The 17,137-nt window shown below is 70.9% G+C and carries 12 protein-coding genes; 3 read left to right on the forward strand and 9 right to left on the reverse strand.

Features of this window, described 5'->3' with window-relative positions:
* Nucleotides 1–132 precede the first annotated feature (132 nt).
* On the reverse strand, nucleotides 133–600 hold the full coding sequence (locus ACIQU4_RS23685) for an RDD family protein (protein WP_403734097.1): 468 nt from the start codon (nucleotides 598–600) through the stop codon (nucleotides 133–135).
* Between the two features lie 184 nt (nucleotides 601–784).
* Between ACIQU4_RS23685 and glnA the strand changes: the two genes are divergently transcribed.
* Nucleotides 785–2,194 (forward strand): type I glutamate--ammonia ligase, encoded by a 1,410-nt coding sequence (glnA, locus tag ACIQU4_RS23690; protein ID WP_385576699.1) that lies wholly within the window; start codon nucleotides 785–787, stop codon nucleotides 2,192–2,194.
* Between the two features lie 94 nt (nucleotides 2,195–2,288).
* Here the strand turns inward: glnA and ACIQU4_RS23695 are convergent, their stop codons facing one another.
* On the reverse strand, nucleotides 2,289–2,972 hold the full coding sequence (locus tag ACIQU4_RS23695) for a TetR/AcrR family transcriptional regulator (protein ID WP_403734101.1): 684 nt from the start codon (nucleotides 2,970–2,972) through the stop codon (nucleotides 2,289–2,291).
* Nucleotides 2,973–3,058: 86 nt separating this feature from the next.
* Between ACIQU4_RS23695 and ACIQU4_RS23700 the strand changes: the two genes are divergently transcribed.
* Nucleotides 3,059–3,829, forward strand: a complete 771-nt coding sequence (locus ACIQU4_RS23700; protein WP_385576693.1) for an SDR family NAD(P)-dependent oxidoreductase — start codon at nucleotides 3,059–3,061, stop codon at nucleotides 3,827–3,829.
* Between the two features lie 14 nt (nucleotides 3,830–3,843).
* Here the strand turns inward: ACIQU4_RS23700 and ACIQU4_RS23705 are convergent, their stop codons facing one another.
* From ACIQU4_RS23705 to ACIQU4_RS23735, 7 genes are all read right to left on the reverse strand, one after another.
* On the reverse strand, nucleotides 3,844–4,362 hold the full coding sequence (locus tag ACIQU4_RS23705; RefSeq protein ID WP_403734104.1) for a DUF4240 domain-containing protein: 519 nt from the start codon (nucleotides 4,360–4,362) through the stop codon (nucleotides 3,844–3,846).
* Nucleotides 4,363–4,482: 120 nt separating this feature from the next.
* Nucleotides 4,483–7,173, reverse strand: coding sequence for a pyruvate dehydrogenase (acetyl-transferring), homodimeric type (gene aceE / locus ACIQU4_RS23710; RefSeq protein WP_403734107.1), 2,691 nt, complete (start codon nucleotides 7,171–7,173; stop codon nucleotides 4,483–4,485).
* 220 nt (nucleotides 7,174–7,393) lie between these two features.
* Nucleotides 7,394–8,017, reverse strand: a complete 624-nt coding sequence (locus ACIQU4_RS23715; protein ID WP_030156168.1) for a GntR family transcriptional regulator — start codon at nucleotides 8,015–8,017, stop codon at nucleotides 7,394–7,396.
* Between the two features lie 109 nt (nucleotides 8,018–8,126).
* Nucleotides 8,127–9,488, reverse strand: coding sequence for a lipase family alpha/beta hydrolase (locus tag ACIQU4_RS23720; protein WP_403734109.1), 1,362 nt, complete (start codon nucleotides 9,486–9,488; stop codon nucleotides 8,127–8,129).
* A 115-nt stretch (nucleotides 9,489–9,603) separates the two neighbouring features.
* Nucleotides 9,604–11,373, reverse strand: coding sequence for a 2-oxoglutarate dehydrogenase, E2 component, dihydrolipoamide succinyltransferase (gene sucB, locus ACIQU4_RS23725; protein ID WP_403734112.1), 1,770 nt, complete (start codon nucleotides 11,371–11,373; stop codon nucleotides 9,604–9,606).
* Between the two features lie 57 nt (nucleotides 11,374–11,430).
* On the reverse strand, nucleotides 11,431–12,819 hold the full coding sequence (gene lpdA / locus ACIQU4_RS23730; RefSeq protein WP_030156163.1) for a dihydrolipoyl dehydrogenase: 1,389 nt from the start codon (nucleotides 12,817–12,819) through the stop codon (nucleotides 11,431–11,433).
* 300 nt (nucleotides 12,820–13,119) lie between these two features.
* Nucleotides 13,120–14,670 carry a leucyl aminopeptidase gene (locus ACIQU4_RS23735; protein ID WP_403734115.1) on the reverse strand — a complete coding sequence of 517 codons (1,551 nt, stop codon included), beginning with the start codon at nucleotides 14,668–14,670 and terminating at the stop codon, nucleotides 13,120–13,122.
* A gap of 346 nt (nucleotides 14,671–15,016) precedes the next feature.
* On the opposite strand from ACIQU4_RS23735, the gene ACIQU4_RS23740 reads away from it, so the two are divergent.
* Entirely contained in the window at nucleotides 15,017–17,044 is a 2,028-nt protein-coding gene (locus ACIQU4_RS23740) for a hypothetical protein (protein WP_403734118.1), read from the forward strand.
* The last annotated feature ends 93 nt before the right edge of the window (nucleotides 17,045–17,137 follow it).

Consider the following 17,137-nt stretch of genomic DNA (forward strand, 5'->3'; position numbering starts at 1 on the left):
ACGCCCGCCATCCCCCGGGGAGGGGGGGGCCGGGGGGGGGGTTGTGGGGGCGCCCCGGTTTTGTTATACCCCGCGGGGGCCCCCCCCCCGCCCCCCGCGGCGGGGGCGCCCCTGTCTTGTGCCTATGCGGGCCTAGATGCGGACCTGGACGGCGCGCGCGAGGCGGTCGTGCAGGCCGCGCCCGTCCCGGTCCCAGACCAGCGCCGGGATGACCAGGGCGAGCAGCACCGTACGCAGCACGACCCGGCCGAAGCCGAGGCGGCCGCCGCCCTCCGCGACGACGCGCAGGCCCACGAGCCGCTTCCCGGGGGTGAATCCCACGGTGCCGACGGTGAGGATGCTCAGCACCACGAAGAGGGCCAGCGTCCAGTTGCCCGTGGCGCTCGCGCTGCCGTGCGTGATCAGCCCGTATGCGATCACCTGGCAGCCGATCCAGTCGATGGCGAGAGCGCCGAGGCGGCGGCCGAAGCGGGCCACCGAGCCGGGCCCCTCCTGGGGCAGGCCGAGCCGCTGGCCCCGGTAGCCGAAGTCGACGCCCATGTCCTCGGCGGCCGCGCGGGGGCCGGAGAGCCAGGATCCGATTGCCTGTCTGTTGTCCACCCGACCACGGTACCGGTGGTGTCCGACAGCGTTCCGACGGGACCCTGGTTAACTTGAGCGAAACAAATGGGTCATGCTTGAGAAATCCCGCCTGCTTATGGTCTGGTCAGCGTGCGGCACCGCACTGACGCACCACGAGCTATAAAGCCCGCCCTGCCCCGGGGCCGGGAGTAGGAGGAGTTGGATGTTCCAGAACGCCGACGAAGTGAAGCAGTACATCGAGGAGAACGACGTCAAGTTCGTCGACGTCCGCTTCTGTGACCTGCCTGGTGTGATGCAGCACTTCACCATCCCGGCGCGAGCGTTCGACCCGGCGGAGGAGCTCGCCTTCGACGGCTCCTCGATCCGCGGCTTCCAGGCGATCCACGAGTCGGACATGGCGCTGCGCGCCGACATCACGACCGCGCGCCTGGACCCGTTCCGCAAGGACAAGACGCTCAACATCAACTTCTTCATCCACGACCCGATCACGGGTGAGGCCTACAGCCGCGACCCGCGCAACATCGCGAAGAAGGCCGAGGCGTACCTCGCCTCCACCGGCATCGCCGACACCGCGTACTTCGGCCCCGAGGCCGAGTTCTACGTGTTCGACAGCGTGCGCTTCGCGACCTCCGCGAACGAGGGCTTCTACCACATCGACTCCGAGGCCGGCGCCTGGAACACCGGCTCCGAGGAGAACAACCGCGGCTACAAGGTCCGCTACAAGGGCGGTTACTTCCCGGTCGCCCCGGTCGACCACTTCGCCGACCTGCGCGCCGAGATCTCCCTGGAGCTGGACGCCCAGGGCCTCCAGGTCGAGCGCCAGCACCACGAGGTCGGCACCGGCGGCCAGGCCGAGATCAACTACAAGTTCAACACGCTGCTGGCCGCGGCCGACGACCTGATGCTCTTCAAGTACGTCGTGAAGAACGTCGCCTGGCGCAACGGCAAGACCGCGACCTTCATGCCGAAGCCGATCTTCGGTGACAACGGCTCGGGCATGCACGTCCACCAGTCCCTGTGGGCCGGCGGCGAGCCGCTGTTCTACGACGAGGCCGGCTATGCGGGCCTGTCGGACACCGCCCGCTACTACATCGGCGGCATCCTCAAGCACGCCCCGTCGCTGCTCGCCTTCACCAACCCGACGGTGAACTCGTACCACCGCCTGGTCCCGGGCTTCGAGGCGCCGGTCAACATGGTGTACTCGCAGCGCAACCGCTCCGCCGCGATGCGCATCCCGATCACGGGCTCGAACCCGAAGGCCAAGCGCGTCGAGTTCCGCGCCCCGGACCCGTCCTCGAACCCGTACCTGGCGTTCGCGGCCCTCCTGCTGGCCGGCCTCGACGGTGTGAAGAACAAGATCGAGCCGATGGAGCCGATCGACAAGGACCTCTACGAGCTCTCCCCGGACGAGCACGCGAGCGTCCCGCAGGTCCCGACCAGCCTGGAGGACGTCCTCAAGGCCCTGGAGGCCGACCACGAGTACCTCCTGGCCGGCGGCGTCTTCACCCCGGACCTGATCGAGACCTGGATCGACTACAAGCGCACGCACGAGATCGCCCCGATCGCCCTGCGCCCGCACCCGCACGAGTTCGAGATGTACTTCGACATCTAAGAAGCGGCAACAACACAGCGGCCCCGCCACTCTCCCCGGAGAGCGGCGGGGCCGCTGTGTTGTTGCCGCTTCTCGTCCGCTCCGTAGACCACGCTCAGGGCGCAGGAGGGGCGGCTGCCCTGGCCTTGCGGAGCAGGGGCATCGCGGATGTCAGGTCGTGGAGGCAGCGGACCGCCAGTTCGGGTGGGGAGCCCGGGCCCGAGACCGGGGCGTCCGTCGTCGACCAGAGTTCCAGGGCGATGCGGATGGCGTCCGTCGCGGCCGCCGCGAGGAGGCGGACGCCCAGGGGGTCGGCGTCCTCGCCGGCCAGCCGGGCGATCACCGGGACCAGGCGTTCCTCGGAGTCCTGGTTCACGCGGTACCAGACCGCGCGCAGCGCCTCGTCGGTCGCGGCCGCGCGGAGCAGGCCCCGGGTCACCTCCAGGCCCTCCTCGACCGTCTGGGAGTCGCTCAGTGAGCGGGTCACCGCGCGTTCCAGGGACTCCGCGAGGGGGGTGGCGGGGTCTTCCTCGGCGAGCAGGGCGCGCCAGGCGTCACCGCCTCCCGCGAGCAGCGGGGCCACGGCCTCCTGCTTGTTGCGGAAATAGCGGTAGAACGTGCGCAGGGCCACGCCGGCGCGGTGCGCGATGTCCTCGGCGGTGGTGCCGTCGGGGCCGTGTTCGGCGAACAGTTCGCAGGCCGCGCGGGCGATGTCGAGCTGGGTGGCGGCCTTGCGGCGCTCGGTCAGCGACTGGGCTCCGGGGCCGGCCAGGGGAGAGTACGGACGTGGGGATCTCACGCGTGAAGCCTACCTTCCCGGTTCCCTGGTGAGTGCATGTTCTGACAGGCTGGCAAAACGTGTCATCTGACGAGTACGCTCGCGCCATGAACCGTTACGAAGGACGTCGCGTCCTCATCACCGGCGGCGGCTCCGGCATCGGCCGGGCCACCGTCCACCGCATCCTCGCCGAGGGCGGCCGCGTCCACACCGTGGACGTCAACGAGGAGGGGCTGCGGGGCACCGCGGCGCAGGCCGCCGCCGACGGGCACGCGGACCGCCTCACCACCGCCGTCCTCGACATATCCGACGAGGCGGCCGTGCAGAGCGGTGTCGCCGCCGCCGTGGACCTCCTCGGCGGGCTCGACGTGCTCGTCAACGCCGCCGGCATCCTGCGCTCCGCGCACACCCACCAGACCACGCTCGACTTCTGGAACAAGGTCATCGCGGTCAACCTCACCGGCACCTTCCTGGTGATCCGCGAATCGCTCCCGGCGCTCCTGGAGGGCGACCAGCCGGTCGTCGTGAACTTCAGCTCCACCTCGGCGTCCTTCGCCCACCCCTACATGTCCGCGTACGCGGCCAGCAAGGGCGGCATCCAGTCCATGACCCACGCGCTGGCCGCCGAGTACAGCAAGCAGGGCCTGCGCTTCGTCGCCGTCGCGCCCGGCTCCATCGAGAGCGGCATGACCACGGGCAACGGCCCGGGCCTGCCCGAGGACACCGACTGGAGCCTGTTCGCCAAGCTGGCCCCGGCCCTCGGCCAGGGCTTCGCCGGCCCGCAGACCGTCGCCGGAGTCGTCGCCATGCTGGGCTCCGAGGACGGCGCCTTCATCACCGGTACCGAGATCCGCATCGACGGCGGGACCCACTACTAGGGGGTCCTGGACGGTCAGCCTCTGAAGCGGTCCCACAGCCGGGGGAAGCGCTCCGCGAGCACGGCTTCGTTCTCGAAGTCCAGCGGGGTGCCCTCCGGCTCCGCCGCTTGCAACGGAATGCCCAGATCCGGCGCCACCGCCCCCGTCAGCTGCTCGTACGCCTCGTCTGCCGCGTACCCCAGCTCCTCGCCGTCCCCGTCGATCTCCTCGTCGAACTCGTCCAGGAGCTCCGCGAGCGAGTCGGGATCGTGCACCCCTCCCTCGAACACCTCCCGGCCCTGGCCGATCAGCCAGCACCGGAAGTAGTCGAACGCGTCGTCGCTCGCCCCGTCGAGCAGCACCCACGCCGCGCCCCACAGGTCCCACCTGTACGCCCGGTTGTACCGGGACTCGAAGTGCCGGGCGAAGTCCAGGACGGAGTCCGGATCGAGCTGCGCCAGCCGCTCCACGAGCAGCTCGGCGTGTTCCTCGGGGTCGCCCTCGGCGGCCTCGCGGGTACGGTCGACGATCTCCCAGAACTCCGTCTCGTCCATCACCGCTCCAGCATCACGGGTGCGCCCCCTCGCCGCCACTGCTCATACGGCCAAAGGCCGGTGTCCGACCCCCTGGAATCGGGGGTCGGACACCGGCCTCTGTCTTACGGTGTGCGTGCCTTACAGGCCGTAGCGCTCGCGCGCCTCCTTGATGGCGGACGCAGGCACCTCGCCGCGGCGGGCGAGCTGGGCCAGCGCGGCCACCACGATCGACTGCGCGTCGACACCGAAGTGGCGGCGGGCGCCCTGGCGGGTGTCGGACAGGCCGAAGCCGTCCGTACCGAGCGAGGTCCAGTCCTGCTCCACCCACTGGCTGATCTGGTCCGGGACCTGGCGCATCCAGTCGGATACGGCCAGCACCGGGCTCGTGACGCCCTCCAGCGCGCGGGTGACGTACGGGGTGCGCACCTCGCCGCGCAGCAGCGCCTCGTCGCACTCCAGCGCGTCGCGCCGCAGCTCGCCCCAGGAGGTGGCGGACCATACGTCGGCGGCCACGTTCCAGTCGGCTGCGAGCAGCTTCTGCGCCTCCAGCACCCAGTGGATCGCCGTACCCGAGGCCATCAGCTGGATCTTCGGGGCGTCGGCGGCCACGGCGGCGGCCGCCTCTGCCACGTCGGCCGCCGTGTTGAAGCGGTAGAGGCCGCGCAGGATGCCCTCTTCCACGCCCTCCGGCATGGCCGGCTGCACCTTCGGCTCGTTGTAGACCGTCAGGTAGTAGAAGACGTCTTCCGGCTTCTCGCCGTACATGCGGCGCAGACCGTCCTTGACGATCACCGCGATCTCGAACGCGAACGCCGGGTCGTAGTTGAGCGACGCCGGGTTCGTGGACGCGATCAGGTGCGAGTGGCCGTCCGCGTGCTGCAGGCCCTCACCGGTCAGGGTCGTACGACCGGCCGTGGCGCCGACGATGAAGCCCTTGCCGAGCTGGTCGGCGAGCTGCCACATCTGGTCGGCGGTGCGCTGCCAGCCGAACATCGAGTAGAAGATGTAGAAGGGGATCATCGGCTCGCCGTGCGTCGCGTACGACGTGCAGGCGGCGATGAAGTCGGCCATGGCGCCGGCCTCGGTGATCCCCTCGTTGAGGATCTGGCCGTCCTTGGCTTCCTTGTAGTACATGAGCTGGTCGCGGTCGACCGGCTCGTACGTCTGACCCAGCGGCGAGTAGATGCCGGCCGACGGGAAGAGGGACTCCATACCGAAGGTGCGGGCCTCGTCGGGGACGATCGGCACCCAGCGCTTGCCGGTCTCCTTGTCCCGCATCAGGTCCTTGACGAGCCGGACGAAGGCCATGGTGGTGGCCATCTCCTGCTTGCCGGAGCCCTTGATGAGCGGGGCGAAGGAACGCTCCGCCGGGGCGGGCAGGGCCACGTGCTTGACCTTGCGGGCCGGGGCGGGGCCGCCGAGCGCCGCGCGGCGCTCGTTCAGGTACTGGACCTCGGGGCTGTTCGCGCCCGGGTGGCCGTACGGGACGACGCCGTCGGCGAAGGCGCTGTCCGGGATCGGGAGCCCGAGCAGGTCGCGCATGCCCTTGAACTCGTCGATCGTCAGCTTCTTCATCTGGTGGTTCGCGTTCTTCGACTCGAACCCGGCGCCCAGCGTGTAGCCCTTGACGGTCTGCGCGAGGATGACCGTCGGCGCGCCCTTGTGCTCCAGGGCGGCCTTGTACGCGGCGTAGACCTTGCGGGGCTCGTGGCCGCCGCGGGAGCTGTGGAAGCACTCGGCGATCTTCGCGTCGGAGAGCACGCCGGCCAGCTGCACGAGCTCGGCGTCGGCGCCGAAGAAGTGCTGGCGGATGTAGGCCACGTCGCGGGTCGCGTACGTCTGGAACTGCGCGTCGGGTACCTCGCGCAGGCGGCGTACCAGGGCGCCCGTGGTGTCGAGCTGGAACAGCTCGTCCCAGGCGGAGCCCCACAGCGACTTGATGACGTTCCAGCCGGCGCCGCGGAACTGGGCCTCCAGCTCCTGGACCACGCGGAAGTTGGCGCGGACCGGACCGTCGAGGCGCTGCAGGTTGCAGTTGATGACGAAGGTCAGGTTGTCGAGCTGCTCGCGGGAGGCCAGGGCCAGGGCGGCGGTCGACTCGGGCTCGTCCATCTCGCCGTCGCCGAGGAAGGCCCAGACGTGCGAGTTGGCGGTGTCCTTGATGCTGCGGTTCTGCAGGTAGCGGTTGAAGCGCGCCTGGTAGATCGCGGAGAGCGGGCCGAGGCCCATGGAGACCGTCGGGAACTCCCACAGCCACGGCAGGCGCCGCGGGTGCGGGTAGGACGGCAGGCCGTTGCCGCCGGACTCCTGGCGGAAGTTGTCGAGCTGCTGCTCGGAGATGCGCCCGTCGAGGAAGGCGCGGGCGTAGATCCCGGGGGAGGCGTGGCCCTGGATGTAGAGCTGGTCGCCCGATCCGTCGGCCTCCTTCCCGCGGAAGAAGTGCTGGAAGCCGGTCTCGTAGAGCCAGGCCGCCGAGGCGAAGGTGGCGATATGGCCGCCGACGCCGTACTTGGAGCCGCGGGTCACCATGGCGGCCGCGTTCCAGCGGTTCCAGGCGGTGATCCGGGCTTCCATCGCCTCGTCACCGGGGAACTCCGGCTCCGCGGCGGTGGGGATGGTGTTGACGTAGTCCGTCTCCAGCAGCTTCGGCAGGGCGAGGCCGGCGGCCTCGGCGTGCTGGAGGGTGCGGCGGAGCAGGTATTCGGCGCGGCGCGTACCGGCGGCCTTGGCGACGGCGTCGAGGGAGGCCGCCCATTCGGCGGTCTCCTCGGTGTCGCGGTCCGGGAGCTGGTCGAGCTCGCTCGGAAGCTTTCCTACGGGGTCGGACATCGGTGTGCGCCGCCTTCCGGACAAAGGAGAGGTGGTGAAAAATCCCTGACGGGCAGGACAGGGTCGGTGGGCCCGGTTGGGGTCCGTCGACGACTGTAAATCGCTGATCGATGATCGATCAAATGAATGTGACATTGAAATGGCCATCCGGCCAAAAGTCGGCACCCGGTGCCATGGAATCAGGCACCCGGTGCCGGGCAAACCGGGACAGAACAACCCGTCAGGCGCGGGGGGCGCACCCCAGGACATGCCGCTTCACGAGCACCCCGATGTCCGGATCCTGACTGCGGAACGCCTCCACGAGGGCCGCGTGCTCCTCCGCGTACGACTTCTGGACGGTTCCCAGCCAGCGGATGGACAGGGCCGTGAAGACCTCGATGCCCAGGCTCTCCCAGGTGTGCAGCAGCACGCTGTTCCCGGCCGCCCGCACCAGCTCCCGGTGGAAGCCGACGGTGTGCCGCACCTGCGCGGTCCCGTCCTCCGTCCGGTCGGCCTCCCACAGCGCCGCCACGTGCGGCTCCAGCGCCGAGCAGTCCGCCGCCAGCCGCGGCGCGGCCAGTTCGGCCGCGATCTGCTCCAGGCCGGCCCGGACCGGGTAGATCTCCTCCAGGTCGGCCGCCGACAGGTTCCGTACGCGCACGCCCTTGTTCGGCGCCGACTCGATCAGCCGCAGCGTCTCCAGCTCGCGCAGGGCCTCGCGCACGGGCGTCTGGCTGACCTCCAGCTCCACGGCGATCCGGCGCTCGACGATCCGCTCGCCGGGCTTCCAGCGCCCGCTGACGATCCCCTCCACGATGTGCTCGCGGATCTGCTCGCGCAGCGAGTGCACGACGGGTGGGGTGATCATCGGGGCTTCATCTCCTGTGGGGCCGCGCATCGCTTCGATGCGTAGACAATACGGCGGAGTCGGCCGCGGGGATGCGTTCCTGGTCAGGGCCGTTGGGTGAGGCTGGTTACAAGGCGCTGCGCCGGATCACGCTCAGGGCCGTGACCGGACCCACCGACAGCCGGTACGCGCCCGGTTCGGGCGGCGGGAACGCGACGCCGTAGCGGCCGCCGCCCAGGCTCCGCAGGGCGCGGGCCGCCGGACGGCCGCCGTCGGCCGGGCGGAGTTCCGCCATGAGCAGCCGCGCGTCGTCGGGGGCCGTGACCGTGACCTCGTACGGGACCCCCGCGGGCAGTACGGGCGACACCTGCACCCCCAGCCGGGCGGCCGGGTCCGCGCCGTCCCCGCCGTCTCCGCCGTCCCCGTCGTCCGCGGCCCCGGGGAGCGGGGATCCGTCGCCCAGGAGGCCGCGCAGGGCCTCCCGTACGGCCCGGTTGTTCTGGAGCGAGCCGTGCTGCTCGTACGGGGTGCACGGGGCGTACGCGGTACCGGGCCCGGTGACCCCGCCGGCCCCGCCGAGGCGGGGGACCGTGCCGTCGCCGTCGCCGTCGGCCCCCGGGAGGAGGATCAGGCGGTCCCCGGCGTACCTCGCGGTCGTCGCCGTGGGCTGGCCCGTGCCGGCGATCGCGTACAGCCCGGCCCGCGGCGGGGCGCCGCGCAGGTCGGCGTGGAAGCGCGCCGCGTCCGCGAGCAGCGCCTCGTCCACGCCCGGCAGCCCCGGCAGGTCGCGGAGGTGCGCGAGCCCGTCCGGGCCCTCCACGCAGGCGTAGTCGGGGGCCAGCTGGTGCAGGGACGGCAGGCTGCGGGCGAAGGGGCCGAGGTCGGGGCCCGCGGTGTGCCCGCCCCCCACCAGGTCGGCCAGGGCCCGCACGGAGCCCCGGTGCGGGGTGCCCAGGGTGATCACGCGGCGGGTGATCCCGTGCCCGCCGAGGCGTTCCACGTAGTGCCGGGCCACGAGCCCGCCCATCCCGTGGCAGAGGAAGACCACCCGGGCCTCACGGCGCTCGGGGGCCGAGGCCCGCCAGCGCTCCAGCTCCAGGTCGATCCGGCCCTTCAGCCGCTCCGCGCTGTGGCGGCAGGACAGCCGCCAGTCGTACGGGAACGTGAGGAGGTTGTCCGATACGGACAGGGTGAAATGGCGTTCCAGCCAGCGCAGCAGGTCCGTGTAGCCGTCCACCGGGTGCCAGATGCCCGGCAGGGCGTGCAGATCGGGCATGAGGCCCACGGGGACGACCCCGTCGCCCGGGTCGCCGTCACCGATGTCCTTCGGGAGGCGCAGGGCGCCCATGGAGCGGCCGAAGCCGCGCAGGCCGCGTAACAGGGCCGGGCCGGACAGGTCCCAGACCGCTCTGCCGTCGGCGTCCGCCAGCCGGCTGCCCAGGATCCCCGGCAGTACCACGACGAGATCCGTCACCTGTGTCCGTGCCATACGCAGCCCCCCGAGATGTCACACATGGACCCACCAGGGTATGACGACGGCGCCCCCGCCCGAAGTGGTTCCGGGCGGGGGCGCCGTACGAGTCGCGCGCAGTGGGGCCTGGGCCTCAGAGGCCGAGCTCGACCTCGAACTCGCCGGCCTCAAGGATCGCCTTGACGGCCGAGAGGTACCGGGCCGCGTCCGCGCCGTCCACCAGGCGGTGGTCGTAGGACAGGGTCAGGTACGTCATGTCGCGGACGCCGATGACGGTGCCCTCGGGGGTCTCGATGACCATCGGGCGCTTGACCGTGGCACCGATGCCCAGGATGGCGACCTGGTTCGGGGGCACGATCACGGTGTCGAACAGCGCACCGCGCGAGCCGGTGTTGCTGATGGTGAAGGTCGCGCCCGACAGCTCGTCCGGCGTGATCTTGTTGCCGCGGACCTTGGCGGCCAGGTCGGCCGTGGCCTTGGAGATGCCCGCCAGGTTGAGGTCACCGGCACCCTTGATGACCGGGGTCATCAGGCCCTTCTCGGAGTCCACGGCGATGCCGATGTTCTCCGAGTCGAAGTAGGTGATGGTGCCCTCGTCGTCGTTGATCCGGGCGTTGACGACCGCGTGGGCCTTCAGCGCCTGGGCGGCGGCCTTGACGAAGAACGGCATCGGCGAGAGCTTGACGCCCTCGCGGGCCAGGAAGGAGCCCTTGGCCTGCTCGCGCAGCTTCATGATCTTGGTGATGTCCACCTCGACCACGGAGCTGAGCTGAGCCTGCGAGTGCAGCGCCTTCATCATGTTGTCGCCGATGACCTTGCGCATGCGGGTCATCTTGACGGTCTGACCGCGCAGCTCCGAGACCGCGGCGGCCGGGGCCTTGGCGGCCGGGGCGGCGGCTGCCGGAGCCGGGGCGGCAGCGGCGGCCTTGGCGGCCTCGGCGGCGGCCAGGACGTCCTGCTTGCGGATACGGCCACCGACGCCGGTGCCCGAGACCGACGCCAGGTTGACGCCGGACTCCGAGGCGAGCTTGCGCACCAGCGGGGTCACGTACGCGCCCTCGTCACCGGCGGAGACCGGGGCGGCGGGGGCGGCGACCGGCGCCGGGGCGACCGGAGCCGGAGCGGCCACGGGAGCCGGGGCGGCGACCGGAGCGGCAGCGGCCGGGGCGGCCACGACCGGAGCCGGGGCGGCGACCGGTGCCGGGGCGGCGACCGGGGCGGCGGCGACCGGTGCCGGGGCGGCGACCGGGGCGGCGGCGACCGGTGCCGGGGCGGCGGCCGGAGCGGCACCGGCGGCGCCGATGACGGCCAGGACGGTGCCGACCTCGGCGGTCTCGTCCTCGTTGATCCGGATCTCCAGCAGGGTGCCGGAGACCGGCGCGGGGATCTCGGTGTCGACCTTGTCCGTGGAGACCTCGAGCAGCGGCTCGTCGGCCTCGACGGACTCGCCGACCTGCTTCAGCCAGCGGGTGACGGTGCCCTCGGTGACGCTCTCGCCCAGGGCGGGGAGAACGACGTCCGTGCCGGAGGCGGCGGGCGCAGCGGCGGCGGCCGGAGCCTCGGCCACCGGGGCCGGAGCCGCGGGGGCCGCGGCGACCGGAGCCGGAGCGGCGACCGGAACCTCGGCCACGACGGTCTCGGCCTCGGCGGCAGCCGGCGCGCCGGAGCCGTCGTCGATGACGGCCAGCTCGGCGCCGACCTCGACGGTCTCGTCCTCGGCGACCTTGATGGAGGCCAGGATGCCGGAGACGGGCGACGGGATCTCGGTGTCGACCTTGTCGGTCGAGACCTCGAGCAGCGGCTCGTCGGCCTCGACGCGCTCGCCCTCGGCCTTCAGCCAGCGGGTGACAGTTCCCTCGGTGACGCTCTCGCCGAGCGCCGGAAGGGTTACGGAAACCGACATGGTTTCAGTTGCTCCTTACGAAAGTGCGGAAGTGGTCGTCGCGCCCGTGACTGTGGATTAGTCGTGGGAGTGAAGCGGCTTGCCGGCCAGGGCCAGGTGGGCCTCGCCGAGCGCTTCGTTCTGGGTCGGGTGCGCGTGGATGAGCTGCGCGACCTCGGCCGGCAGAGCCTCCCAGTTGTAGATCAGCTGGGCCTCGCCGACCTGCTCGCCCATCCGGTCACCGACCATGTGGACGCCGACCACGGCACCGTCCTTGACCTGGACGAGCTTGATCTCGCCCGCGGTCTTCAGGATCTTGCTCTTGCCGTTGCCCGCCAGGTTGTACTTCAGGGCCACGACCTTGTCCGCGCCGTAGATCTCCTTGGCCTTGGCCTCGGTGATGCCGACGGAGGCGACCTCGGGGTGGCAGTACGTGACGCGCGGAACACCGTCGTAGTCGATCGGGACGGTCTTCAGACCGGCCAGACGCTCCGCGACGAGGATGCCCTCGGCGAAGCCGACGTGCGCGAGCTGCAGGGTCGGGACGAGGTCACCGACGGCCGAGATCGTCGGCACGTTGGTCTGCATGTACTCGTCGACCAGGACGTAGCCGCGGTCCATCGCGACGCCCTGCTCCTCGTAGCCCAGGCCCTGGGAGACCGGGCCGCGGCCGACGGCGACCAGCAGCACCTCGGCCTCGAAGGTCTTGCCGTCCGCGAGGGTGACCCGTACGCCGTTCTCGGTGTACTCGGCCTTGTCGAAGAAGGTGCCCAGGTTGAACTTGATGCCGCGCTTGCGGAAGGCGCGCTCCAGCAGCTTCGAGCTGTTCTCGTCCTCGACCGGGACGAGGTGCTTGAGGCCCTCGATCACGGTGATGTCGGAGCCGAAGGACTTCCACGCCGAGGCGAACTCGACGCCGATGACGCCGCCGCCCAGGACGATCGCCGACTCGGGGACGCGGTCCAGGACCAGCGCGTGGTCCGAGGAGATGATGCGGTTGCCGTCGATGTGCAGGCCCGGCAGCGACTTCGGCACGGAGCCGGTCGCCAGCAGGACGTGGCGGCCCTGGATGCGCTGGCCGTTCACGTCGACGGAGGTCGGCGAGGAAAGGCGGCCCTCACCCTCGATGTACGTCACCTTGCGGGAGGCGACCAGGCCCTGCAGGCCCTTGTACAGGCCCGAGATGACCTCGTCCTTGTACTTCTGCACGCCCGCGATGTCGATGCCCTCGAAGGTGGCCTTCACGCCGAACTGGGCGGCTTCGCGCGCCTGGTCCGCGATCTCGCCCGCGTGGAGCAGTGCCTTCGTGGGGATGCAGCCGTTGTGCAGGCAGGTGCCGCCGAGCTTGTTCTTCTCGATCAGGGCAACGTCCAGACCCAGCTGGGATGCGCGCAGAGCCGCGGCGTAACCGCCACTGCCACCGCCGAGGATCACTAGGTCGAAAACGGTGCTGGCGTCGTTCGCCACGTCACGTCCTCCATGCATGTGCGCCGGGCACCGGTCCTCTGTGACCGGGCGGCGGCTGGTAATCGGCCGCTAGTTGTTCGGCCCTGTGGTGGGGGCCCTGTCCTGCCGAGAACCCATCTTCGCATTTGTCGGGGGAACGCGGGACGCCGGGCCCAGGATGTGGCAGGTCGTTCTGCCCGAAGTAAGGGTTACCAGTGCGTAGAAACCTACGGATTTCGTTGTCAGTGAACATGCCTCAAGCCTTGATCGAGTGTGTGATCAAGGCTTGAGACATGTCACAGACGGCGCTGTGGGGCTGCGTCAGCCCAGGTCGCCGGTGGCCGTACGCTCGGCCAGCCGCACCAGGGTGCGCACGGCCGAGCCGGTGCCGCCCTTGGGGGTGTAGCCGTACGGGGCGCCCTCGTGGAAGGCGGGGCCCGCGATGTCGAGGTGCGCCCAGGTGATGCCCTCGCCCACGAACTCCTGGAGGAAGAGGCCGGCCACCAGGCCGCCGCCCATGCGCTCGCCCATGTTCGCGATGTCCGCGGTGGGGGACTCCATGCCCTTGCGCAGGTCGGCGGGGAGCGGCATCGGCCAGGAGGCCTCGCCGACCTCCTCGGCGATCTCGTGGATCGAGGTGCGGAAGGCGTCGTCGTTGGCCATGATCCCGAAGGTCCGGTTGCCCAGGGCCAGCACCATCGCGCCGGTCAGGGTGGCGACGTCGACGATCGCGTCCGGGTTCTCCTCGGAGGCCTTGGTCAGCGCGTCGCCCAGGACCAGGCGGCCCTCGGCGTCGGTGTTCAGGACCTCGACGGTCTTGCCGCTGTACATGCGCAGCACGTCGCCGGGGCGGGTGGCGGAGCCCGACGGCATGTTCTCGGCGAGCGCGAGCCAGCCGGTGACGTTGACCGGGAGGCCCAGCTTGGCCACGGCCACGACGGAGGTGAACACGGCGGCGGCGCCGGACATGTCGCACTTCATCGTCTCGTTGTGGCCGGCCGGCTTCAGGGAGATGCCGCCCGAGTCGTAGGTGATGCCCTTGCCGACGAAGGCGAGGTGCTTCTCCGCGTCGGGGTGGGTGTAGGCGATCTTCACCAGGCGCGGCGGGTTCTCGGAGCCCTTGCCGACGCCCATGATCCCGCCGAAGCCGCCCTTGGTCAGCGCCTTCTCGTCCAGGACCTGGACCTTGATCCCGTGCTCCTTGGCGGTCGCGGACGCGACGGCGGCGAAGGCCTCGGGGGTGAGGTCGTTCGGCGGGGTGTTGATCAGGTCGCGGGCGATGTTGACCTCGGTCGCGACGACCGAGGCGCGCTCGACGGCGGCCTTGTGCTCCTTGTCGCGCGGCTTGGCGCCCAGCAGGACCACCTCGGCGAGCGGCTGCTTCGGGCCGCTGTTCTTGTCGGCGTCCTTGCCGCCCTTGCCGGCCTTCTGCTCGCCGCCCTGGTAGGCGGTGAAGGCGTACGCGCCCAGCAGCGCGCCCTCGGCGACGGCGGTGACGGCGGAGGCGTCCTCCAGGGGGAGGGCGAAGGCGGCCTTCTTGGTGCCGTGCAGCGCGCGGGCGGCGGAGCCGGCGGCGCGGCGCAGGGCCTCCTCGTCGAACGACTCGTCCTTCTCGGGGACGGGGCCGAGTCCGACCGCCAGCACGACCGGGACCTTCAGGCCGTCCGGCGCCGGCAGCTTGGTGGTCTCGCCTTCGGCGCCCGTGGCGCCGAGTGCGTCGAGCACGGCGGCGAGCTTTCCCTCGTACGCCTTGTCCACGGCCTCGGCGCCCGCGGCGACGACCGGGCCCTTGGGGCCCTTCGCCACGCCGACCACGAGGGCGTCGGCGCGCAGCGTCGCCGCGCCGGCAGTGCTGAGAGTCAGAGCAGTCACGGTGGTGAAGTCTCGCTTCCGTTTGTGTTGTGGGCCGAGTGGGTGGCCGGCCATCCGCAGCGATCGTATTCCGGCCCGACGGCCGCCAGAAATGAGCCTACGCGTACCGGCTCGTGCGCACGGCACTCGAAGGTTTGGCAAGTTGTTCGATCAAGACGCCGGGAGATTCACCCATCCGTGGTTTCCGCCCCAGGTTTGCCCCTTGGACCTGACGAGGTCCGAGAGACTCGACCCACTCTCGCAAGGGGACGCGGGGTCTCTTTGCATGATTTCCACAGAGCCTCCTCGGCCCGGCCGACCGCCATAGGGCCGTAGTCGAGTGATGCCTGCGGGGGGAAAGGCCGAAATGGTCAACAAGAACCGGATGAACAGGGCTGCCGCCGCGATGGGGGTGGCAGCGCTGATGTCCGTGGCACTGCCCGCCGCGACCGCGCACGCGGCCGTGACACCGCGCATCGACCTGAAGGTGCTCGTCGTCGACGACGGCGGCAGCTCGGTCGAGGCCATCACCGCGGAACTCCGGGACACCGGAGTCCCCTACACCAGGGTTCCCCTGGGCAGCGCAGGGCGCCCGGTGATCAACGCCGGGTTCCTCGGCGACACCGTCGACGGCCGGCCGCGCGCCAAGTACCAGGGCGTCGTGCTGCCGAACGAGAACCCGTTCGGCGAGGGCTCGGCCGAGATGGCCGCGCTCAGCGCGTACGAGACGACGTACGGCATCCGCCAGGTCGACGCGTACACCTGGGCCCACCCGGGCGTCGGCCTCGAGTACACCGACAACGGCGGCTACAGCGGGCAGCTCGACGGCACGCAGGCCGCCGTCACCGCCGCCGGCAAGGCGGGCCCCTTCAACTACCTCGGCGGCCAGGTCGCCTTCGAGGACAACTCCGCCCTGGTACCCGAGAGCTACGGGTTCATGGGCAAGCCGCGGGCCGGCTACACCAGCTACCTCGACGCACCCGTCGCCGGCGGCCGGGCCTCCCTCGTCGGCGAATACGCGCACGACGGGCGCAGCGAACTGGTCGTCACCTTCGGCTACAACCAGTACCAGCAGCAGTTCCGGCTGCTGGCCCGCGGCATCGTCGACTGGCTCACCCAGGGGGTCCACCTCGGCCAGGAGCGCAACTACTTCGCGGTCCACGTCGACGACGTCTTCGCCCCGGACGCCCGGTGGAGCAAGGAGCTCAACTGCACGCCCGGCGACTACGCCTGCGCCGGCGGCGAGGGCAAGGAGAGCACCATCCGGATGACCGCCGCCGACGCCCAGTACGCGGCGCAGTGGCAGACGAGCAAGAACTTCAAACTCGACCTCCTCTTCAACGCCGGCGCCGGCGAGGAGTGGAAGACCGAGAACGGCGGCACCGACGCCCTCACCGCGCAGCTCGTCGCCGACCGGGCCAAGTACCGCTGGATGAACCACACGTACACGCACCCCTTCCTCGGCTGCGTCCAGGACACCGCCACCATCCCGTGGACCTGTACGAAGAACGCCGCGGGCGCCGTCAACTGGATGAGCCGGGCCGACATCTCCGCCCAGATCCGCGACAACAACAACTGGGCCGCCGCCAAGGGCATCACCACCGACCGCACCGAGCTCGTCACCGGCGAGCACTCCGGCCTCAAGACCCTGCCGCAGCAGGCCCAGGACAACCCCAACCTGGCGGGCGCGCTCGCCGACAACGGGGTCAAGTGGGCGGGCAGCGACAGCTCGCGCGAACCCGCGCAGCGCGCCGTCGGCGCCGCCCTGACCGTCCCCCGCTACCCGATGAACGTGTACTACAACACGGGCACCAACGCGGAGATGGCCGACGAGTACAACTGGATCTACGCCAGCCGCGCCGACGGCGGCAGCGGGGTCTGCGAGGACAACCCCGCGAGCTCCACCTGCCTCCCGGCCCCGCTGAACACCAGCACCGGCTACCTGGACTACATCGTCCCCGCCGAGGCGCGGACCGCCCTGCGCCACGTCCTGGCCAACGACCCGCGTCCGCACTACGTCCACCAGTCCAACCTCGCCGAGGACCGCACCCTCTACCCGGTGCTCAACCAGGTCCTCGACACCTACCGCGCGCTCTACGCGCCCAGCGCCCCCATCGTGAACCAGAGCATGAAGGACACCGGCGTCGAGCTCAGCCGCCGGGCCGCCTGGGACAAGGCCATCGCCAACAACCAGGTCACCGCCTACCGCATCGGCACCGCCGTCACCGTCAAGGCGCCCTCGGGCGTCGTCGCCCCGGTGACCGCGCCCAACGGCACGAAGAAGCAGCTCCTGCTGGGCACCGCCGACTTCGGCACCGCCTACGCGGGCAGCCGCTCGGCGTGGACCGCGCCCGAGCTGCTGCAGAGCGCGGTCACCCTCAAGCTGCCCAGCTGACCACTGTCCGGCTGACCACTGTCCGGCTTCGACACCGGGTACCACCCAGCGCCGGCGCTCCGCACACGGGCGCCGGCCCCTTTTCCGTCCTGG

Source organism: Streptomyces sp. NPDC090741, from assembly GCF_044769045.1.
Classification (GTDB): Bacteria; Actinomycetota; Actinomycetes; order Streptomycetales; family Streptomycetaceae; genus Streptomyces.